The sequence below is a fragment of the Brevibacterium metallidurans genome (genome assembly GCF_037101285.1).
Lineage (GTDB): Bacteria > Actinomycetota > Actinomycetes > Actinomycetales > Brevibacteriaceae > Brevibacterium > Brevibacterium metallidurans.
The window spans coordinates 111744-133044 of record NZ_BAAAAF010000001.1 but is presented as its reverse complement, the minus strand read 5'-3'; the positions used below and the strand labels follow the sequence as shown (position 1 = coordinate 133044).

Sequence of the window (21301 nt, the reverse complement as noted above, 5' to 3'; positions counted from 1 at the left end):
TCAGTACTCCACGTTCTGGTCGAAGCGGCGGCGGATCACGGTGACCTCGTCGCGCTGGTTGCCGGTCGGGCCGTAGTAGTTGAAGGCGAAGGCGAGCTGCCCGTACCCGCCGACGAGGTGGGTGGGCTTGATCATGATCCGGGTGAGCGAGTTGTGGATGCCTCCGCGCTGACCCGTCGTCTCGGTCAGAGGGACGTTGACCGTGCGCTCCTGCGCGTGGTGCATGAACGCCGTTCCCTTCGGCATCCGGTGGGAGACCACGGCACGGGCGGCGACGACGCCGTTGCGGTTGATCGCCTCGATCCAGTCGTTGTCGGCGATGCCCACCGCCTCGGCGTCCTCGACGCTCAGCCAGATCGTCTGCCCGCCGCGGCCCAGGGACATCATGAAGAAGTTCTCCTGGTACATCGAGTGGATCGCCCACTTGTTGTGCGGGGTGAGGTAGCGCACGGCGATCGACGTGCCGTCGGAATCGCCGACCCGCGGCTCCCCGAAGAGGGCGTTCATGTCCAGGGGCGGACGGAACGCGGGCAGCATGTCGCCCATCTCGTGGAACCAGTCGTGGTCGATGTAGAAGTGGTAGCGCCCGGTCAGGGTGTGCCACGGCTTGAGCCGTTCGACGTTGATCGTGAACGGCGAGTACCGTCGCCCGCCGGACTCCGACCCCGACCACTCCGGTGAGGTGATGACCGGCACGGGGGCGGCCTTGGCGTCCTCGAAGGAGACCTGCTTGCCCTCGTGTTCGGCGGACAGGTCGGCGAGCCGGCGCCCGGTGCGCCGCTCGAGCGTGGTGAACCCCTCGGTGGCCAGCAGTCCGTTGGTCGTGCCGGAGAGGCCGAGGATGTAGTCCGCTGCCCGCCGGTCCGTGTCGAGGCGCGGCTGCCCCTTGCCCACGCCCTTCGTCTCGACCCCGTTGATCCGCCGCAGGCGTTCGACGTGGTGGTCGACCTCGTAGCGGATGCCACGGGTGGTCATGCCCTGGGATTCGAGCAGGGGACCGATCGTCGTGAACTTCTCGTGGATGGCCGTGTAGTCGCGTTCGACTTCGACGAGCTTGGGCATCGTCACCCCCGGGATCGGCTCGCATTCGCCGAACTTCCAGTCCCTGACCCTCCCGTGCGGGGTGTTGAGCGCATCGGGGGTGTCGTGCTGGAGGGGGACTGCGACGATGTCGCGGCGGGTGCCGAGGTGGGTGCGGGCGAGTTCGGAGAACTTCTTCGCGATCGTCGCCCACGTCTCCCAGTCCGTCCGCGACTGCCAGGGCGTGGAGATGGCCGGGTTGAACGTGTTGACGAACGGGTGCATGTCCGTCGTCGACAGGTCGTGCTTCTCGTACCAGGTCGCCGCCGGCAGGATGACGTCGGAGTGCAGGGTCGTCGTCGTCATCCGGAAGTCGAGGGTGAGCAGCAGGTCGATCTTGCCCTGCGGCGCCTCTTCCCTCCAGTCGACGTCGCGCGGCCGCAGATGCTCGGGTGTCTCCTCGGCGCTGACGGAGTTGTCCACGCCGAGGAGGTGCTTGAGAAAGTACTGGTCCCCCTTCGCCGAGGAGCCCAAGGTGTTCGCCCGCCACATCGACCAGATGCGCGGGTAGTTGTTCTCCGCGTCCGGGTCCTCGACGGCGAAGCGCACGCGGCCGTCCTTGAGTTCGTCGACGAGGTGGTCGACGCTCGACTTCCCGGCCTCGGCGGCCGCCTCGGTGAGGTCGAGGGGATTGACGTCGAACGTCGGGTAGTACGGCTGCCAGCCGAGCCGGGTGGCCTGGGCGACGGCGTCGGCCGTCGACATGCCCGCGAACTTCCCCTGCCCGGCGCGGGCGGAGAGCATGTCGGCGCCGAACTGGTCGTAGCGCCACTGATCGGTGTGCATGTACCAGTACGTCGTCTGCGTCATCTGCCGGGGCGGCCGGGCCCAGTCGAGGGCGTTGGCCAGGTGCAGCCAGCCGGTGAAGGGGCGGATCTTCTCCTGCCCGACGTAGTGGGCCCAGCCGCCGCCGTTGACGCCCTGCGTGCCGCACAGGGTGGTCAGGGTGAGGAACGTCCGGTAGGTCTGGTCGGAGTGGAACCAGTGGTTCGTGCCCGCGCCCATGATGATCATCGACCGACCCTTGGAGTCGCGGGCGTTCGTCGCGAACTCCCGGGCGATGCGCGCCGCAGCCTGCCACGGCACCCCGGTGATCTCCTCCTGCCAGGCCGGTGTGTAGGGGCTCTCCGGGTCTTCGTAGCTGAGCGGCCACTGCCCGGGCAGGCCCTCGCGACCGACCCCGTATTCGGCGAGCAGGAGATCGAAGACCGTGGTGACGACCCGGTCGCCGAGGCGGCGCACGGGCACCCCGCGGATGACTTCGTCGCGCTCGCCCTGGCCGGCGGTGTCGAAGCGGGGGAGGCGGATCTCGACGGCCTCGGCGGGCGCCGAGGCGGACCCGGCCCCCGCCTCGGCGGTCTGGGTCTCGCGCAGCGACAGGGCGGGAGAGATGTCGCCCAGGTCGAGGTTCCACCGCCCCTCGCCGTCGGCGGAGAAGCGGTGGCCGAGGGTGCCGTTGGGCACGACGGGACCGTCGGCGGCGAGGTCCCACACGGCGGGTTTGAAGTCGGCGTGCTCGGTGTCGGCTTCGGCGGTGACTTCCGGTCCGAGGTCGCTGGCGGTGACGAAGCGGCCGGGGACGAAGGCGCCGTCCTCGCGTTTCTCGAGTTCGACGATGAAGGGCAGGTCGGTGTACGAGCGGACGTAGCCGTCGAAGTACTCCGTGGTCTCCTCGACGAAGAACTCCTTGAGGATGACGTGGCCCATCGCCATCGCCAGGGCGCCGTCGGTGCCGGTGGCCGGGGCGAGCCATTCGTCGGCGAACTTGACGTTCTCCGCGTAGTCGGGGGCGATCGCGATGACCTTCTGTCCGTGGTAGCGTGCCTCGGCCATCCAGTGCGCGTCGGGGGTGCGGGTGAGGGGGACGTTCGAGCCCCACATCATGAGGTACGAGGAGTTCCACCAGTCCCCGGACTCGGGCACGTCGGTCTGGTCGCCGAAGACCTGCGGGGAGGCGGGCGGCAGGTCTGCGTACCAGTCGTAGAAGGAGAGCATCGAGCCGCCGATGAGCTGGTGGAAGCGGGCGCCGGAGGAGAAGGAGACGGGGCTCATCGCGGGGATCGGGGAGAAGCCGGTCGCCCGGTCGGGTCCGACGTGCTTGACGGTGTAGACGTAGGCGGCGGCGACGATCTCGACGGCCTCCTCCCACGTGGCGCGCACGAGTCCGCCCTTGCCGCGCACGGACTTGTAGCGCCGGGCCTTCTCCGGGTCCTCGACGATCGACTGCCAGGCGAGCACGGGGTCGCCGCCGTGGCTGGCCTTCGCTTCGCGGAAGAGCCGCAGCAGGGCGCCGCGGACGTAGGGGTAGCGGACCCGGGTGGGGGAGTAGGTGTACCACGAGAACGATGCCCCGCGCGGGCAGCCGCGCGGTTCGTATTCGGGCATGTCGGGTCCCGGGCTCGGGTAGTCCGTGGCCTGGGACTCCCAGGTGATGAGCCCGTCCTTGACGTAGACGTGCCACGAGCACGAACCCGTGCAGTTGACGCCGTGGGTCGAGCGGACGACCTTGTCGTGCGCCCAGCGGTTGCGGTAGAAGGAGTCGCCCTGGCGTCCGCCCTTGAGGTGGATCTCGCGCTTGTCCTTAGACACCGCGGCCCTGGGGGTGAAGAGCTTCCGGCTGCCGATGAGCGCATCCATGAGCGAGTTGTCGGTGCCGGTCTGCGGCCTGTGCTCGGGGGTCATGACCGTGTCTCCTTGGTGTCCGGGTGCTCGGTGGCAGGGGTGGGGTCGGAGGCGGGGACCGTTCCCACCCAGAGGGTGACGAGGAGGGCGAGGACGGTGAAGCCGGCGAGGAGGAGCAGACCCAGGGAGTAGCTCTGGGTCGCTGACCACATGGCGCCGAGAAGGATCGGGGGGACGAAGCCGCCGAGGCCGCCGGCGGCGCCGACGAACCCGGTGATCGAGCCGACCCGGGCGGGGTCGGAGCGCTGGGCGATGAGGGCGAAGGTCGCTCCCGAGCCGAGGCCGAGGCCGGCGGACATGAGGATGAACTCGGTGGTGTAGACGACGATGTGCTGCGGGTCGAAGGACAGGGCGATCGCGCAGATCGCGATGAGCGAGTAGGCCACACCGAGGGTCTTGACCGCGCCGATCCGGTCGGAGAGCATGCCGCCGAGGGGGCGGGCGAGGACGGCGACGATGACGAATCCGGCCATCCGCAGGGAGGCGTCGGCGGGTTCGAGTTCGTAGGCGTTGGTGAGGAACGTCGGCAGGTAGACGGAGAACGCGACGTAGCCGCCGAAGGCGAGGGCGTAGAGGTAGGCCGCCTGCCAGGTCAGTTTTATCGACAGGGTCCGACCGAGCGTGGCGATGAGGCTCTGGCGCACGGGCTGCCAGTCCGGCGGGTTGCGCATCATCGTGTAGGCGAGGATCGCGTAGACGACGAGGACGACGGCGGCGACGATGAACGGCAGCTGCGGGGAGATGTTGTGCAGGGGCACGGTGGTGAATGCGGAGATCGCGGTGCCGATCATGCCCATGCCGTAGACGCCGATCGCGGAGCCGCGGGACTCCTTGGGGAACCAGCGGTTGACGTAGGGGACGCCGACGGCGAAGCTCGTGCCGGCGACGCCGAGGAAGAAGCCGCCGATGATGAGGGTGGTGTAGTTGTACTGTCCGATGAAGCCGACGAAGAGCACCGGGACGACGGTGATCATCGCGATGAACGGCATCATCAGGCGCCCGCCGAGGCGGTCGGTGAGGGCGCCGACGAGGATCCGTCCCAGCGAGCCGACGAGGACGGGGATCGCGACGATGAGGGCCGCGTCGTCGGTGAGCTTCTCCTCGACGAAGCGGGGGCCGAGCGGGCTGATGAGCGACCAGGCCCAGAAGGTCACCGTGAAGCCGAGGGTCGCGAAGACCAGGGCCTTGGTCCGCTGCGCGCGGGTCGTTGCGGCCGGTGCTCCGGCCATGGGGTGGGGATGGGGCTGAGACATCGTGAGTCCTTCTCGAGGTAGGGGTCCTCCGCCTCCGATGTCATCAGAGTCATCGCGCGCGGAGCCGTTTCGACCGTGTTTATTCGGTGCCCGCCGAGGTGGTTCCCCGGCGCCCGCAGAGCTGACCTGCATCCTTCTTCTACGAAATGTAGAAAAGCGTATGATCATGCCATGTCGATCACGGTGATGATTCTCAGTGGCGGCCGATCCTCACGGTTCGGCGGCGTCCACAAGCCCGGCGTCCGCCTCGGCGAGCAGACGGTGATCTCACGCATCCTCACCACCGTCCGTGCGGCGCTGCCTGAGGCGGAGGTGTGGGTCGCCGGCCCCACCGACGGGCTCACCGACGCTGAGGCCGGATCAGTGCGAAGCGTGCGCGAGGTCCCGGAGTTCTCCGGGCCGCTGGCCGGCATCGATGCGGTGGTTCGGGCGATGGGTGAGGCGGAGACCACGGTGATCCTCGCCGGCGACATGCCCCTCATCCCGGCCGCGCATCTGCGTGATCTCGTGACCGCGAGCACGGAGTCCGGGCTGCCTGCCGCCGGCAGCGACGACCGCGGCAAGCTGCAGTTCCTCTGCGCCGCATGGCCGACGTCGCTGCTCATCGACCGCCTCGACGACATCGGGGAGACGAAGGACCGGGCGGTCCGGCTCCTCTTCGACGGGCTCGAAGTGACCCCGGTCGACATCGACCCGAGCGAGGTCGTCGATTTCGACACCCGCGAGGAGTACGAACGCATCGCCCGGAGGCTCAGCGAGGCGGACGGAGCACCCGTGGGCGGTTTCGCGGGGGAAGACGGAGCAGCCGTCGGCAGCGCGGCCGATACCGGTGGCGGCACAGTCGACACCGAAGGCGTACGCTCAGCCCGTCGTCCGGTTCCCGCCGAGGTGATGAGGGTGCGCGAGCTCGCCGGAACAGAGCTCGCCGGTGCAGAGCTGGCGATCTCGGAGGCAGATGTCGCGGCCGTCCTCGAGTTCGCCTCCCACATCAAGCATTCGGACTCCACGGTCAGTCCCGTCGTCGCGGCCTTCCTCGCCGGCCGGCTCCGTGCGGATTACCCGGACACCTCGATCGCCGAGGCGCTTGCCCGGGTCGAAGAGGCCCTCACCCGGCCCGACGGTGGAGAGTCTCCGGCCCGGAGCTGACCGCGGCCGGATGGTCGTCACGTTCGAGTGCGTGCACAAGGTCGGAGACGGCTGCGAGGCCGCAGCATTCGGGGCCCGAGACCATGCCGGCGAGGAAGGTCCCGAACGGTCCGACGGCGCGGCACCCGGTCGTGGTGCCCCACTCGGCGCTCGCCTCGAGCAGAGCGGTGACGAGGTCCTGGGCCGCGGCTGCGTCCTCGCCGTCAGTGACGCTGAGGTCACCGGCAGTGGGGCCGTGGTCGTCGGTCGGATAGCCGTCGTCGGCCGTCGTGAGACCGACCGGTTCCCTACCGGGACGCTGGGGATGCGGCGCGAGAAACGGCACGCCGAGTGCCTCAGCGGCGGCGAGGACCTCCGCGGTCATCGCCTCAATGCGCTCGTGCGAATACTTCGTGGCCATGTCACCCTCCTCGGGCACCGACCGTAGGCCAACGGTCGGGGGAAATGCTTCGGTTTCGACCGTGCTTATTCGCCGCCGCCAGACGGAACGGTTCCCGCCGCTCCGGTACCCGCTGCTGTCGCCCGCGACCTCGGCTGAACACCGTCCCCCGCGACCGGGACCCACCCCAACGAGCGCTCCCGGCCTTCCTGTATTTGGTCCACTTGGAGGCGACGTGCTTGGCACTTCTCGCCGGTCCAACAACCGCGCACGCTGGACGTATGAGTATGGAGTTCTGGGTGACGTCGATCGTCGCCACCGCAACGCCGGGCACCGGCGCCCTGTTCACGATCGCCGCCGCGCTCTCCCGCGGACCGCGCGCCGGCCTCATCGCGGCCCTCGGGTGTGCGCTGGGGATCCTGCCTCACCTGATCCTCGCGCTCACCGGCGCAGCGGCTCTGCTCGCGGCGAGTCCCATCGCATTCCAGGTCCTCAAATGGCTCGGCGTCGCCTACCTCCTCTACGTCGCGTGGGGAATGTGGAGGGGGTCGGGCGCCCTCGACACGGCAGACACTGCAGACAGCGCCCCCGCCGCCCCCGCCGGGACTTCCCCTGCAAGCACCGCCCCCGCCGGCACCGCCCCCGCCGGCACGGGCGCCGCCCCCGCCTCGGCGATCGCCGTCGACCGCGTTCCTCGGGTGGACGCGCCGCTCAGGATCATCCGTCAGGCTGTGCTCGTCAACCTGCTCAACCCGAAGCTCACCCTCTTCTTCCTCGTCTTCCTGCCGATGTTCGTCGACCCCACGGGCTCCGACACCCTTGGTCTCATGGCCGGGCTCGGACTGATCTTCATGGGGCTGACCTTCGGCATCTTCGCCGTCTACGGCTTCGCGGCCGGCTGGCTGCGGCGCTTCGTCATCGGACGGCCGGCCGTCATGCGGGGCATCGACATCGGCTTCGCGCTCACCTTCGTCGGCCTCGCCGCCATGCTCGCGCTCACCCAGCAGTGAACGGTGCGGCTGACGCAGCGTGACCCATCGCCCGAGGGTCCGGTCTCAACCTGAGACGATCTCCCCGAGCGTCCTGATCGCCTGCTCGAGCGTCGCCGGGGAATGCGGACCGTAGCCGATGATCAGCCCCGGAGACCCGGGGGAGAACCGCAGGGCCGACAGCGGTTGGACGGCGATGCCGCGCTCCCTGGCACGGGCGGACACCTCGGCGTCGTCGACCTCGGCGGGGAGACCGACGTGAAGATGGAGACCGGCGGCGATGCCCTCGATGCGGGAGCCCGGCAGCCAGCGTCCGATCGCTGCGACGGCGGCGTCGCGGCGGTCGCGGTGGCGCCTGCGCAGACTGCGCAGCTGTCGTTCGAGGACTCCGGAGGTGATGAGCTCGGCGAGCGTGAGCTGCGGGAGCGCGGGGGATCCGAGGTCGGTGGCCCAGCGCCTGCGGACCAGATCGTCGTGGAGATGCCTCGGGGCGATCATCCACCCGAGCCGCAGCGCCGGGGCGATGACCTTCGACAGGCTCGAGATGTGGACGATCCGCTCCGTCGCGCTCGCGTGCATCGCCCGCACGGGAGCACGGTCGTAGCGGTACTCCGAGTCGTAGTCGTCTTCGACGACGAGGCCCTCGGTGGCCTCAGCCCAGGCGATGAGGTCGCGGCGACGGTCAGGGGAGAGGGTGACCCCGGTGGGGAACTGATGGGCCGGGGTCACGAGCGCCATGCGGGCGTCGGACGCGGTCAGGGCAGCCACGTCCATGCCCTCGGCGTCGACGGGAACCGGGTGGAGGCGGTCGAGCCAGAAGCCGAGGATGCGGCGGTTGCCCTCGGCACCGGGGTCCTCGACAGCGCATTCGCTCACCCCGCGCTCCCGCATCACCTGGGCGAGGAGGCTGAGGGCGCCGGTGACCCCGGCTGTGATGATGATCCGCTCGGGACCGACCGTGACACCGCGACTGCGGGCCAACCAGCCGGCGAGGGCCTCCCGCAGCTCGGGCACTCCCTGCGGGTCGGCGTAGCCGAGGTCCTCGGGAGAGGCCCCGGTGAGCACCGCCCGCTCCGCGCGCAGCCACGCGGCCCGGGGGAAGGCGCTGAGATCGGGGGCGCCCTTCGAGATGTCGAGGAGGTGGCCTGCCGGGGGAACCGTGCCCGGTGCTCCCGTCGGCGCTGGGCCCGCCCCCGAGCTGGCGCCCGTCCCTGGACCTCCGCTCGTCCCCGATCCCGGGCGTGTCCTCTGACCCGGGCCCGGTTGCATCGGGGTCCCGGCGCCGAGGTGGGCCTCGACGACCGTGCCCCCGCCCCGGTTCGTCGACAGCAGTCCCTCCTCGGTGAGTCGCCGATACGCTTCGACGACGGTGCCGCGGGAGAACGAGAGCTCGGAGGCGAGATCCCTCGTCGCGGGCAGGCGGACTCCCGGGGTGAGCGCGCCCGCGGCGATGGCCTCGCGGAGCCGCTCGGCCAGCCATCCGGTCCGGCCGCGCACCGGCGCGGCGGCGGGATCGAGGGAGAGGAAATCCGAACCCTTCATGCAGGCATCATCCCAGACCGAGCCGAAGTCGTGCAGGAACGTGCTCCCTGCGATCGCCGCCTCTCGCGGGGAGGCCCCCATCGCCATGATGACCATGTCACTTCCTTCCACAGTGTGTTCGGGACGCAGTGTGTCCCGGACTCCCGGATGCCGCGCACGCCGGCTCGGACCTCGCCCCGGACGTGGTCGAGTGCGTCACCGCGGGATCGCCCACGACCCGACGTCATCGAATCGGATGCGTTCCGCAGGTTAGTCCGATGACAAAAGTGGCTCATCGCAGTTGAGGGTGTAGTCGGGGTCTGAATCCGCCGGCCTCGAGTAGAGATCGGGCGATGTAGTGGGTGAGGTTGCGGAAGCCGAGGGCGGAGCCGCGGAGGTGTTCGAGTCGGCCGTCCGAGCTCGTCGAGACGGCAGAACGTGGTCAGGTCAGGGCGAACGAAGGTAGCGTGATCCATGTCGAGGTCCTCAGGATGGGCAGTGTCAGAACTTCCATCCTCGGAGGGCCTCGACCCCTATCCAGGCACCGACGCGCCCAACCCGACTACACTCTCAGCTGCGAAGAGCCCGATATCTTACCGTTGCGCACCCGTCGCACCGCCGGGGTCATTGTCGAACTACTCGCAATCATCGCAACTGTTCTCGGTCTCGCGACCTCGTTTGGCTTTGCAGCTCTCCAATTCACTTCTGGCCTCTCATCATTCACAGGGATAACGAGCAATGCTGCAGTCTGGCTCATTGTCATTGCCGTACTCGGAGGTCTGACAATGGTGTCAGCATTCCTCGGCGTCAACAAAGGAATGAAACGAGTCAGTGAGGCAAATTCAATACTCAGCATTGCCTTAATGGTAGGAGTCCTGGTATTCGGACCCACCATCTTCATCCTCTCAACGATGACCCAATCATTCGGCTCGTTCATTTCGAATTTCGTCCCAATGAGCTTCTGGACGGAAGCTCAGGCCTCAGCAGAAGCGTTGCCCAGCTGGCAGGATGCTTGGAACGGACCTTGGACAGTCTTCATTTGGTGCTGGGTCATCGCCTTCTCACCATTTGTCGCAGGGTTCATCGCACGAATATCCCGCGGCCGCAGTATTCGTGAATTCGTCCTGGGAGTCACCATCGTCCCGTCCTTGATCGTCATGGTGTGGGTGGCGATCTTAGGGGGCGCGGCGGTCTACTACGACGATGCGTCGAAGGGAGCAATCTCAGCTGATGTTGCTGAAGACACGTCTACCGGTCTATTTTCCATGATTCAAGGCGTTCCAGTAGTCGGTGGCATTCTTCTGATAATCGCAACTGTATTGGTGGCGACCTATTATGTCACGAGCCTGGATTCAGGGACTTACGCGCTCTCAGAGTTCGTCACTGCTCCAATGAAGTCCGGCCCATGGTTTCGAGTAGTCCTTGTTGCAAGCATAGGCACTGTAGCTGTCGTCCTGCTCACTGTCGGTGGCACTTCTGTGGTCGACACAGTCCAGACGGGCACCATTATCGGCGCTTTTCCTTTCACGTTCGTCCTCTTGCTCATGTTCATGAATCTCGTTCGACGACTACGTGGGCGCAACGCGCGGACCGAGCAGGAAGAAATCGCGATCAACTACGCTTCACATCTTCCGGAAGATGACCACGTTGACAAGAATGGGATCCCTCTTGATGACGATGGGCAGAAGTAGATCGGCGATGAAGTGTAGTTGCCCTTGTACACAATTGCGACCATGAAGACGATAGAGGACGGGATAAAACTTGACTGTATACATGGAAGAACTAGACGCCTTCACGTACTCAGAAAAGATCAGAGCTGGCGCTCCTGTGCTTATACCTGCGGGTTCGATCGAACAGCACGGTCGACACATGCCACTGCACGTCGACACCATTCTTTCTCGGAGGATCGCAGGAGAAACCGCACGTGAGGTCGGGGCCGTTGTCTCAGCCCCAATCACCTACGGATATAAATCTCAGCAGAGGTCGGGAGGCGGCAATCATTTGCCGGGTACAACTAGCCTCGACGGCGAAGTCGTCACAACGATAGCGAAGTCTCTAGTAAATGAATTCGCTCGCCACGGCGCAACAAACATCTGTTTCATAAACGGCCATTTTGAGAACTATCAGTTCTTGTATGAAGGTGCCGATCTAGCACTCCGAGAATTGAAGTCCGCCGGCGTCGAGGACTTAAGGATAATGCTTCTATCCTACTGGGATTTCGTCGACGATGCCACAATCGACAGGCTATACCCCGACGGGTTCGCTGGGTGGGATCTCGAGCATGGCGGTGTGCTAGAGACCTCGCTAATGTTGCATCTCTTCCCCGAGCAGGTTGATATGACCAAAGTCGACGACGGCCCTCCGGCCATATTGCCAAATTACGATATTCTTCCCGTCCGTCCCGAGCTCACTCCTGCATCAGGATGCCTCTCGTCCGGCGCTGACGCCACAGCGGAAAAAGGCAAGCTGCTTCTACAACACGCGAGTGCTCGAATGAGTGCTGCGATCACAAACGAATTTGGGCTATAAGCACATGCGGTAGTGGCACGAGCTCGCCCAATGGGTAGTGAGCAGTTTTCGAATAGGTACAACTCCTGGTGGGTGTGCAAGCGTCCGAACGGGCCTTCACATCGGTTGGTCAACTATTGCGACATGTCAACGAGTAGTCCTATTTCGCGCGAAACGTCATGATCGCCGCAACCGAGGCGTTGCGGCGATCATGAGGATATGTAGTTTGGCTCTTCGGTCAGGAAAGCTCGGGGTGCGGAAGCTCCCTGAGCTTCCGCCTACCTGCTCGACACGCGTCCGAAGAGATTCGCGATCGGGGCGAGCAGCAGCGGCCTGGCGGCGAACCAACCGGCCACGACCACGACCATCGCGATGAGGAACCAGATGAGACCGGCCCATCCGACCACGTCCGTGCCGGCGAACATGTACCCGAGGTTCTGTCGAAGTCCGGTCGTGAACACGAGGAACACGTGGACGAGGATGAAGAACACGAAGAACAGCATCGTCGGGAAGTGGATCGCCCGAGCCAGCGGCGCCGGGTAGATCTTGTTCAGCGTCGAGGCGTCCTTCGGCCACCATTCGCTCATCCGCACACCGGTGATCGCGGCCAGCGGAGCGGCGATGAACACGACTATGAAGTACATCAGCTGCTGGAGCGCGTTGTAGTTGACCCACGCATCTTCCATCGGCCATTCCATCGTGGCGTACTGCAGCGCCGCCGACAGAGCGTTCGGGAAGACTTCCCAACTGGTCGGCACGATGCGTGCCCAGTGTCCGGAGACGAAGAGCAACACGACGAAGACCACACCATTGGCCAGCCACAGCAGATCGAGGCTCGTGTGCAGCCAGAGGTTGATGCTGATCTTCTTCCCACCGTTCTTCGGCGTGTAGAACGCCGGCGGTTTCTGCTGGTGACGCACCTGCAGACCCGAGCGGATGATGAGCACCATGAAGAAAATGTTGAGGAAGTGCGTCCACCGCACCCAGCCCGGGAAGCCGGGATCGACGAAGTCCGGGATGTGGTATTCGCCCGGGTAGCGTTCGAGGAACTCCGGCACGCCCGGCAGGGTCGTGACTCCGCGCGCGGCGAGGATGAGGATCCCGGCTGCGACGATGAGTCCGCCGAGTCCCAGCCCGACGAGTTTGGACCACTGCCCCAGCGACTTCGAACCGATCATGATCGGTTCCTTCTTCGCTGCAGGCTTCGCCGAGGCAGTACTGCCCGAACCCGAAGACGTGGCCTTTGCGGCCGGTGCCGTCTTCGCGGCCGGCTTGTCCGCGGTGCGTGCCGCGGCCTTGTCGTCGTTCGTCGCGGCGGGCTTGGCCATCGGCTTGCGCTGAGCGGGCTTGTCCGCGGTCTTCGCCGCAGGCTTCGCCATCGGCTTGCGCTGAGCGGGCTTCTTCTCGGCTTCGTCAGATTTCTTCTCCGACGCAGAGGCGGCTCCCGCACCAGCGACCGCCGCACCTGCAGCGGCTCCCGCACCTGCGGCTGCCGCCCCGGCACCGACACCACCGATTCCGGTGCGTCGACCCTGTGGCTTCTTCTCGCCTGATTCGTCACCGGCGGCCGGCTTCGAATCCTGCTTCGTCTCAGCCGTCGACTGAGCATCATCGGCAGGCTTGGCTGCCTCAGCGGGTGCTGCGGCGGCGGCCTGTCCGGCGCCGGCGGTCTTCACTGCCGTTGCCGGAGCGAAGCCTTCCGGAGGCCAGGGGTCTCCCCCGGCGGTGCGGGGAAGTCCACGACGCAGCGGAACATCGGAGAGCTCTCCCGAGCCCGAGCCGCTTACGGCAGCTGCGGCCACACCGGCAGCACCTGCGCCGGCCGCGGCGGCTGCCGCGGGAGCAGCGGACGAGGACTCGGAAGTGGAATCGGCTGCAGTGTCGGCCGAAGGAGTTTCGGCCTGAGCAACGGTTTCCTCTGCGGTGCTCTCGGCAGGCGCAGCCGCTGCCGGAGCAGCACCGGCGGTCGAACCGCCTGCGGCCTTGGCTCCGGCGGGTGCGAACCCTTCCGGAGGCCAAGGATCTCCGCCTTCGACGCGCGGCAGACCGCGACGCAGCGGAACTTCGGCGGCGGGGGCAGATTCAGCAGCCGGAGCGGCGGCAGTTTCTTCTGCAGTCGACTCATCGTCGGAGGCAGAGGCGGCGACGGCAGCGCCAGCTACGGCACCGACTCCAGCCGTTGCTGCGGCGGCAGCCGGGGCAGCCGAGGACTCTTCGTCCGACTCGACGGACGCTGACTCTTCGGCAGCTGGCTCTTCGGAAGCGGGGGCTTCGGCCGACACTGCGGGCGCAGCAGAAGCACCGGTGGCCTTGGCTCCGGCAGGAGCGAGACCTTCCGGAGGCCACGGCTCTCCGCCCTCGACGCGCGGCAGACCACGACGCAGAGGTACTTCGGCCGCAGGAGCGGCAGGTTCAGCGACAGCAGATGCATCCGCCGAATTCTCAGCATCGTCGTCACCGGCCGCGGCAACACCCGCAGCGCCAGCGGCGACTCCGGCAGCACCGGCACCCGCGGCGACGGCAGCACCGGTCGAGGAATCAGAAGAATCATCAGCCGGTTCCTCGAAGGAATCCTCAGCTGTTTCCTCAGTCGAGCCCTCGACGGAGTCCTCCGCGTCGGCGGAAGCGACGGTCTCCGTCGATTCCTCAGCCTCGGTCACATCGGACTCGGCCGCCTCGGCGGGGGAACCTTCATCCAGTTCCTCCGTGTCGGATGTCTCCGGCAGCCACGACGCGCCCTCTTCCAAGGGTTCGCCGATGGTGCCCTCCGGGGGCCAGGGGTCTCCGCCTTCGACCCGGGGCAGACCCGAGCGCAGCGAACTGGAATAGGTTGCCATATCAGGACTTGTTCTCGTTCAGTGATTCGATGGCCTGCGGAACGACCTTGAACAGGTCGCCGACGACGCCGAAGTCGGCGATGTCGAAGATCGGCGCCTCGGCGTCCTTGTTCACGGCCACGATCGTCTTCGAGGTCTGCATGCCCGCCTTGTGCTGGATCGCCCCGGAGATGCCGAGAGCGACGTAGAGCTGCGGGGACACGGAGACACCGGTCTGACCGACCTGGTGCGACTGGGCGATGAACCCAGCGTCGACCGCGGCACGCGAAGCGCCGACAGCCGCACCGAGGACGTCGGCGAGTTCGCCGACGAGCTCGAAGGATTCCTCCGAGCCGACGCCGCGACCACCGGAGACGACCTTCTGCGCACCCCGGAGCTCGGGGCGCGAGGAGGTCTCGACGATGGGTTCGAACGCGGTGACCTGGCCGGCGCGCTTGCCGGAGTCGGTGACGGAGAGGACCTGCGAGTTCGCGGCCTGGGCCTCTCCGCGGTTCTCGATCGCACCGAGGCGCACGGTGATGACGGGGGCGCCGAAGGTCGGGGCCGACTGGGCGGTGTAGCCGCCGCCGTAGACCGAGTGGTCGGCGACGATGCCCTCGGAGTCGCGGCTCACGCCGATCGCGTCGACGGACAGCGCCGAACCGGTGCGCACGGCGAAGCGGCCGGCGAGGTCGCGTCCGTCGATCGAGTTCGGGACGAGGACGGCGTCGGGGGCGGTGAGTTCGGCCGCAGCGGTCAGCGCGTCGACGGCGAAGGTTCCGAGCGCGGAGTTGCCGTCGGGCACCTCGGCGACGAGCGTCTGCACGGCACCGAGCGAGGCGGCCTTCTCAGCGGCTGCGTCGCCGGTTCCGGCGGGGGCGATGATGAGGGCGACCGGGCTTCCGATCGCGGCGGCACCGCCGAGGAGTTCGGCGGCGGGCTTCTCGAGTGCGCCTTCGGGATCGACCGTCAGGGCGACGAGGATGGTGTCCTGGGGGAATTCAGACATGGGTGATCTCCTTAGGCCAGACGGTTCTTGATGAGGAATTCGGCGAGCTCGGCACCGCCGTTGCCGTCGTCGACGACCTTCTCACCGGCTTCGCGCGGGGGCTTCTCGGCGACGGTGACCATGATCGAGCGAGCCCTCGACTGGTCGGCGGCGTCGATGTCGAGGTCGGACAGGCCGATGACCTCGAACGGCTTCTTCTTCGCGGCCATGATGCCCTTGAAGTTGGGGAACCGGGCTTCGGGAAGCGCCTCGGTGATCGAGATGACCGCGGGCAGCTCGGCCGTTACCTGCTGCTGGCCGCCGTCGACGGCGCGGGTGCCGGAGACGGATCCGTCGGTGATCTCGACGGCGGAGAGGTTCGTCAGGTGCGGCAGGTCGAGGTGCTCGGCGAGCATCGCCGGCAGCAGTCCCGCGTTGCCGTCGGTGGAGATGTTGCCGGTGACGACGAGGTCGTAGCCGCCGCGGCGGATCGCTGCGGCGAGCACCTCGGCGGTGAGGCCGAGGTCGGCGCCGAGGAGTTCCTCGTCGGCGATGTGCACGGCGTCGCCGGCGCCCATCGCCAGGCCCTTGCGGATCGTGGCCGTGGCACCGGAGGGGGCCATCGAGATGACGGTGATCTCGGTGCCGTCGTGGCCGTCGGCGTAGGAGAGTGCGACTTCGAGTGCGCGCTCGCCGATCTCGTCGAGCACGGCCTCGGAGGCGGCACGATCCGCCAGACCGGTCTCGAGATCGAGTTTGCGATCCCCGTACGTGTCCGGGACCTCTTTGACCAACACAGCGATCTTCAACGTGGCTCCTTATTCGTGACGCAGGTCCGCCGCCTGGCAGGCAGGCCTGCTGCGAGTCGTCTCTGACCATAATCTACAGTTCAGAAACTGCCGTCTGGTAGTCAGGTTCGCGCGGAACCCGACGGTGCTCCGCCCTCCATGGTACGTGGTGGAGACCACACCGCCGACAGCGGGTCGCCCCGTCGAACGGCGGATCGCTCGTACTGAACGAACGATCACTTAAGTGTACGTGGGATCGAGGTCCCGTGCACCCCTGAGCTCACGGATCGTCGTCATCCCGCCCTCGCCGAGGCGGTCGATCCTCTCCGCGCCCGCACCCCATCCGCCCCGGACTCACCCTCGTCCGCCCTAGAATGGTGTCCACCCACCGCACCAGCGACAGCGCATCAAGGAGCACCCGTGTCCTTCGACCTCGACGACATCGACCGCAGCATCGTCGCCGCGCTCGTCGAGGACTCGCGCTTGAGCGTCCGGCAGCTCGCCGAACGCGTCCACATCTCCCGGTCGGCGGCGCACAAACGCTTCACCGCGCTCATCGAATCGGGGGCGATCAAGGGCTTCACCGCCGAGGTGGACCGCACCGCCCTGGGCATGTCCGTGACCGCGGTCGTCGTCGTCAAGATCGGCGAGCGCCCCTGGCCCGAGGTGCGCGACGAGCTCGCCGAGCTGCCCTTCGTCGAGAAGGTCCAGGCGGTCAGCGGCGACATCGATGCTCTCGTCACGGTCAACGCCCCGGACAACACCGCACTCTCGCAGGTCATCCTCCGCCGCATCCACGAGGTGCCGGGCGTGACATCGTCGCGGTCGCTGCTCATCCTCGACGAAGCCGAAGGCCACCGGCCCGGCGCCCACGGCTGAGAGTCGCTGAAACCCCCGGAGCGACGACCGTCGCCTCCCGTCGGATGCAGTGAATCGGCAACACCTGCAGCGACCGGAGGGCACGGCGCAATACGTCGGCTCCGAGGGTTCCGTGCGAATGAAACAGTGAGGCCTCGGGACGGAACTCCAAGCAGGTGTGTCAACTGCCGGCGAGCCCGTTGGCCTCATAGGTCAGCCTAACCTAACCATCCGACCGCCGCAACAGATTTCTTCCACCGTGACACCGTTGCCAAACGTCCACCCCGACCGCCTCGAATCGTGCACACCGTCCACCTTTGGCGCGACGATCGGCGCCCCCGTCCGTGACGGTTCCCAGGGCCTGGATCGGTGATCGCGGTCACGTCATCATGAGGTCATGACCATCGACGTTCCCACCACCGGCCGCGCGCTGCCGCAGCTGCAGCCCCTCAGCTTCATCGGCCCGGACGGCAAGCCCACCGACACCGACACGAACGGGCTGGAGATCCCCAGCGACCGCACCCTGGCGGGCCTCTACCGTCAGATGGTCCTCGTGCGCCGGTTCGAAGCTCAGGTCACCCACCTCACCCGGCAGGGACGCCTCGCCACGTATCCGTCCGCCGCCGGTCAGGAGGCGTGCGAAGTGGGAGCGACGACCGCCCTGGCACCGAACGACTGGCTCTTCCCTACCTACCGCGACTCCGCGGCGCTGCTCACCCGCGGCGTGCCCGTCGGCGAGATCCTCGCCGCCTTCTGCGGCGAGTGGCACTGCGGCTTCGATCCGCAGGAATACCACACCTCACCTGCGGCGACGCCGTTGGCGACGCAGACTCTCCACGCTGCCGGATTCGCGATGGCGTCCAAGCTCAAGGGCCGTGACGCGTGCACGCTCACCTTCCTCGGCGATGGGGCGAGCAGTGAGGGCGACACCCATGAGGCCTTCAACTTCGCCTCGGTGTGGCAGACGCCGACGGTCTTCGTCCTCCAGAACAACCAGTACGCGATCTCGACCCCGCTGCGCGAGCAGTCGAACGCGACGATGCTCGCCGACCGCGCCGCCGGCTACGGCATGCCCGGCATCCGCGTCGACGGCAACGATGTCGCCGCCGTGTTCGCCGCCGTCACGGCAGCCCTCGAACGCGGCCGCGAAGGCGACGGCCCCACCCTCATCGAGTGCCTCACCTACCGGATGGAGTCGCACACGAACTCCGACGACCCCACGAAGTACCGGGACGCCGAGGAGGTCGAGCACTGGAAGCAGTACGACCCGATCACCCGCCTCGAGGCCTTCCTCCGCTCCCGCGGCGTCCTCGACGACGCGAATGTCGCAACGATCGCCGAGGAGGCGGAGACCCTCGCCGCCTCCGTCCGTGAGGCGATGAACACGGAAGCCGAGATCGACCCGACCGAGCTCTTCGCCTACGTCTACGCCGCCGAGCGCACCGCGCTCATCGAGCAGCAGGGCCAGCTCGAGGCCGAACTCGCAGCACTCGCAGGATCCGAGGCATGAGCGTCGAGACCACGGACACGACCACGACACCGACGGGCACGGCCCCCGCAGACTCGGCGCCCACGGACTCTGCGCCCACCTCGGTGACCATGACGAAGGCCCTCAACCAGGCGCTGCGCGATGCCCTGGCCGAGGACGAGAACGTCGTCGTCTACGGCGAGGACGTCGGCCGCCTCGGCGGGGTCTTCCGGGTCACCGAAGGACTGCGGAAGGAATTCGGACCGGAACGGGTCTGGGACTCCCCGCTCGCCGAGTCGGGGATCGCGGGCACCGCGGTCGGCATGGCGATGGCGGGGATGCGCCCGGTCATCGAGATGCAGTTCGACGCGTACGCCTACCCCGCGTTCGAGCAGATCGTCTCCCACATCGCGAAGATGCGGAACCGCACGAAGGGTCGAGTCACCCTGCCGATCACGATTCGCATCCCCTACGCTGGGGACATCGGCGGCGTCGAGCATCATTCGGACTCCTCCGAAGCGTACTGGACCTCGACCCCGGGTCTGACCGTCGTCACCCCGTCGAATCCGGCCGACGCGTACTCGCTGCTGCGCGAATCGATCGCCTCCGACGACCCCGTGATCTTCATGGAGCCGAAGTCAAGGTACTGGATGAAGGACAGGCTCAGCCTGCCCGTGACGACGGCCCCGATGAACCGCGCCGAGGTGGTCCGCGAGGGCACCGACGCCACCCTGCTCGCGTACGGGCCCACCGTGCGCACCGCGCTCGCCGCCGCCGAGGCGGGGGGCGAGCACGGACTGTCGATCGAGGTCATCGACCTGCGCACGCTCTCGCCGTTCGACGATGAGACCGTCTCCGATTCGGTGCGCAAGACCTCGCGCGCCGCCGTCATCCATGAGGCCGCGCAGTTCGGCGGATACGGCGCCGAGGTGGCCGCCCGGGTCACCGAACGCAACTTCACGTACCTCGCCGCCCCGATCCTGCGGGTCACCGGCTTCGACGTGCCCTACCCGTCCCCGAAACTCGAGGAGTTCTACTTGCCGACCGCCGAACGTGTGCTCGACGCCCTCGAATCGTGGGACTGGGAGCTGTGATGAGTGCCGTGACGAACGCGGGCGCCCGCGACTTCATCCTCCCTGACCTGGGAGAAGGCCTCACCGAGGCGGAACTCATCAGCTGGAAGGTCGCCGTGGGCGATACGGTCCACGTCGACCAGACGGTCGTCGAGGTCGAGTCTGCCAAGAGCGTCGTCGAACTTCCGTGCCCCTTCGCCGGGACGATCGTCGCGCTGCATGCGAATGCCGGTGACACCGTTGAGGCCGGTCAGGCTCTGCTCTCCGTCGCCGAGGCGGGTGCCGGGTCGGGTGGCTCTGCCGGGGCTGCGGGCTCCGGCGCTGCTGGGTCGGGTGCTGGGGGCACCGACGATGGGGCGCCTGCGACCGAGCCGCCGGCCGTCGACGACTCGGAGGATCCGGTCGGGGTCGAAGGCGGCGGCATCGAGGGCGGCGGCGCGAACCTCATCGGCTACGGCACCTCGGAGCCGAAGGCCCGGTCGGGGAAGAAGCGCTCGTTCGGCGCGAAGCGCGGTGGTGGTGCGACGAGTGCAGCCCCGGCCGTGCCTGCGCGTCCAGCCGCCTCCCCACCCGCAACCGCACAGCCGGCCTCCACCCAGTCCGCGGCTCCCACGCAGTCGGCAGGGTCGACGGCTACGGCAGGGTCGACGGCTTCGGCACAGTCTGCGACTTCAGCAGTCTCCACCCTGTCGTCCACGACCTCGCCGGTCACCTCGCCGATCGTCCGCCGGCTCGCACAGGACCACGGTTTCAGCGCGAAGCACCTGCGCGGTTCCGGCCCCGGCGGGGTCGTCACGCGGGCCGATGTCCTCGCCGCGATCGACTCCGGCGCAGGCTCCTCGGCTGCCGACGGCAGCGTTGCTGGCAACGCCGCTGCCGGTGCGACGAGCCCGGTCGGGCTGACGTCCGCTGGAACGTCCGGGGACAGCGCTCCTGCGGCGACCGCCTCGGCGAGCATGCCCACCTCGATGCCCACTGACAGCTCGATGCCCACCGACAGTACGGATCACGACATCCGGACCCCGATCACAGGGCTGCGGAAGGTCGTCTCCGAGCGGCTCTCGCAGTCGCGGAGGGAGATTCCCGAGGCGACGATCTGGCTCGACGTCGACGCGACCGAGCTGCTGCGGACGAAGAAGGCACTCGAGGCACGCACGGGTGAGAAGTACTCGCTGCTCGCGCTCGTCGCGCGGTTCGTCATCGCAGGTCTGAAGAAGTATCCGATCCTCAACTCCTCGATCGACACGGCCGCGAACGAGATCGTCACCCATGGTGACATCAACCTCGGCCTGGCCGCGCAGACCCCGCGCGGACTCATGGTCCCCGTCGTCCACGGGGCCGGCGAGATGAGCCTGCGCCAGCTGCGCGATTCGATCGGTGAGACCGTCGGCAAGGCCGCCACCGGGAAGTTCGCGTCTTCGGAGCTCTCGGGCGGGACGTTCACGCTCAACAACTACGGCGTGTTCGGAGTCGACGGATCGGCCCCGATCATCAATCTGCCCGAGGTCGCGATGCTCGGCCTCGGGCGGATCAAGGACCGCCCGTGGGTCGTCGACGGCGAACTCACCGTGCGCAAGGTGATGTATCTCAGCTTCGTCTTCGATCACCGTGCCTGCGACGGCGCCGAGCCGAGCGAGTTCCTCACCTTCGTCGCCGACTGCATCGAGAACCCCATCGCCCTCCTCCCGGAGGTGTGAGGGCTCCGCAGGTGTGAGGGCTCCGCGCCTCACGGCAGTCGCCGCCGGGTTTGGC

The 21301-nt window shown here is 67.4% G+C and carries 15 protein-coding genes; 8 read left to right on the top strand and 7 right to left on the bottom strand.

Annotated features, from left to right (window positions below):
- Nucleotides 1–3762 carry a nitrate reductase subunit alpha gene (locus AACX88_RS00600; RefSeq protein ID WP_339391161.1) on the bottom strand — a complete coding sequence of 1254 codons (3762 nt, stop codon included), beginning with the start codon at nucleotides 3760–3762 and terminating at the stop codon, nucleotides 1–3.
- The gene (locus AACX88_RS00595; protein ID WP_339391160.1) at nucleotides 3759–5015 is read right to left on the bottom strand and encodes an MFS transporter; all 1257 of its coding nucleotides are present in this window, start codon (nucleotides 5013–5015) and stop codon (nucleotides 3759–3761) included. Before AACX88_RS00595 ends, AACX88_RS00600 begins: the two co-directional genes overlap by 4 nt.
- Before the next feature lie 171 nt (nucleotides 5016–5186).
- On the opposite strand from AACX88_RS00595, the gene AACX88_RS00590 reads away from it, so the two are divergent.
- A complete protein-coding gene (locus AACX88_RS00590; protein ID WP_339391159.1) occupies nucleotides 5187–6161 on the top strand; it encodes a molybdenum cofactor guanylyltransferase in 975 nt (324 codons plus the stop codon).
- Here AACX88_RS00590 and AACX88_RS00585 read toward each other — a convergent pair.
- Nucleotides 6121–6561: a hypothetical protein gene (locus AACX88_RS00585; protein WP_339391158.1), complete on the bottom strand. Its 441-nt coding sequence runs from the start codon at nucleotides 6559–6561 to the stop codon at nucleotides 6121–6123. The two genes, AACX88_RS00590 and AACX88_RS00585, sit on opposite strands and share 41 nt — an antisense overlap.
- Nucleotides 6562–6821: 260 nt before the next feature.
- On the opposite strand from AACX88_RS00585, the gene AACX88_RS00580 reads away from it, so the two are divergent.
- Nucleotides 6822–7550: a LysE family translocator gene (locus tag AACX88_RS00580; protein ID WP_339391157.1), complete on the top strand. Its 729-nt coding sequence runs from the start codon at nucleotides 6822–6824 to the stop codon at nucleotides 7548–7550.
- Between the two features lie 45 nt (nucleotides 7551–7595).
- On the opposite strand, the gene pdxR is transcribed toward AACX88_RS00580, so the two are convergent.
- On the bottom strand, nucleotides 7596–9167 hold the full coding sequence (gene pdxR / locus AACX88_RS00575) for a MocR-like pyridoxine biosynthesis transcription factor PdxR (protein WP_339391156.1): 1572 nt from the start codon (nucleotides 9165–9167) through the stop codon (nucleotides 7596–7598).
- A gap of 374 nt (nucleotides 9168–9541) precedes the next feature.
- Between pdxR and AACX88_RS00570 the strand changes: the two genes are divergently transcribed.
- A complete protein-coding gene (locus tag AACX88_RS00570; RefSeq protein ID WP_339391539.1) occupies nucleotides 9542–10741 on the top strand; it encodes a BCCT family transporter in 1200 nt (399 codons plus the stop codon).
- An 82-nt stretch (nucleotides 10742–10823) separates the two neighbouring features.
- Nucleotides 10824–11579: a creatininase gene (locus tag AACX88_RS00565; RefSeq protein ID WP_339391155.1), complete on the top strand. Its 756-nt coding sequence runs from the start codon at nucleotides 10824–10826 to the stop codon at nucleotides 11577–11579.
- Between the two features lie 257 nt (nucleotides 11580–11836).
- Here AACX88_RS00565 and AACX88_RS00560 read toward each other — a convergent pair whose 3' ends face one another.
- From AACX88_RS00560 to AACX88_RS00550, 3 genes are read right to left on the bottom strand one after another with little or no spacing between them, the layout of a single operon-like run.
- On the bottom strand, nucleotides 11837–14395 hold the full coding sequence (locus AACX88_RS00560; RefSeq protein ID WP_339391154.1) for a cytochrome b/b6 domain-containing protein: 2559 nt from the start codon (nucleotides 14393–14395) through the stop codon (nucleotides 11837–11839).
- A 1-nt stretch (nucleotide 14396) separates the two neighbouring features.
- Nucleotides 14397–15383: an electron transfer flavoprotein subunit alpha/FixB family protein gene (locus tag AACX88_RS00555; RefSeq protein WP_339391153.1), complete on the bottom strand. Its 987-nt coding sequence runs from the start codon at nucleotides 15381–15383 to the stop codon at nucleotides 14397–14399.
- Nucleotides 15384–15394: 11 nt separating this feature from the next.
- Entirely contained in the window at nucleotides 15395–16171 is a 777-nt protein-coding gene (locus tag AACX88_RS00550) for an electron transfer flavoprotein subunit beta/FixA family protein (RefSeq protein WP_339391152.1), read from the bottom strand.
- A 399-nt stretch (nucleotides 16172–16570) separates the two neighbouring features.
- Between AACX88_RS00550 and AACX88_RS00545 the strand changes: the two genes are divergently transcribed.
- The 4 genes from AACX88_RS00545 to AACX88_RS00530 all read left to right on the top strand — a co-directional run bounded on the left by AACX88_RS00545 (nucleotide 16571) and on the right by AACX88_RS00530 (nucleotide 21246).
- On the top strand, nucleotides 16571–17029 hold the full coding sequence (locus AACX88_RS00545; protein WP_339391151.1) for an Lrp/AsnC family transcriptional regulator: 459 nt from the start codon (nucleotides 16571–16573) through the stop codon (nucleotides 17027–17029).
- Nucleotides 17030–17405: 376 nt separating this feature from the next.
- Nucleotides 17406–18518, top strand: coding sequence for a pyruvate dehydrogenase (acetyl-transferring) E1 component subunit alpha (pdhA, locus tag AACX88_RS00540; protein ID WP_339391150.1), 1113 nt, complete (start codon nucleotides 17406–17408; stop codon nucleotides 18516–18518).
- Entirely contained in the window at nucleotides 18515–19570 is a 1056-nt protein-coding gene (locus AACX88_RS00535) for an alpha-ketoacid dehydrogenase subunit beta (protein ID WP_339391149.1), read from the top strand. The genes pdhA and AACX88_RS00535 overlap by 4 nt, the downstream gene beginning before the upstream one ends.
- Complete coding sequence (locus tag AACX88_RS00530) at nucleotides 19570–21246, top strand: dihydrolipoamide acetyltransferase family protein (protein ID WP_339391148.1); 1677 nt, start codon at nucleotides 19570–19572, stop codon at nucleotides 21244–21246. Before AACX88_RS00535 ends, AACX88_RS00530 begins: the two co-directional genes overlap by 1 nt.
- The last annotated feature ends 55 nt before the right edge of the window (nucleotides 21247–21301 follow it).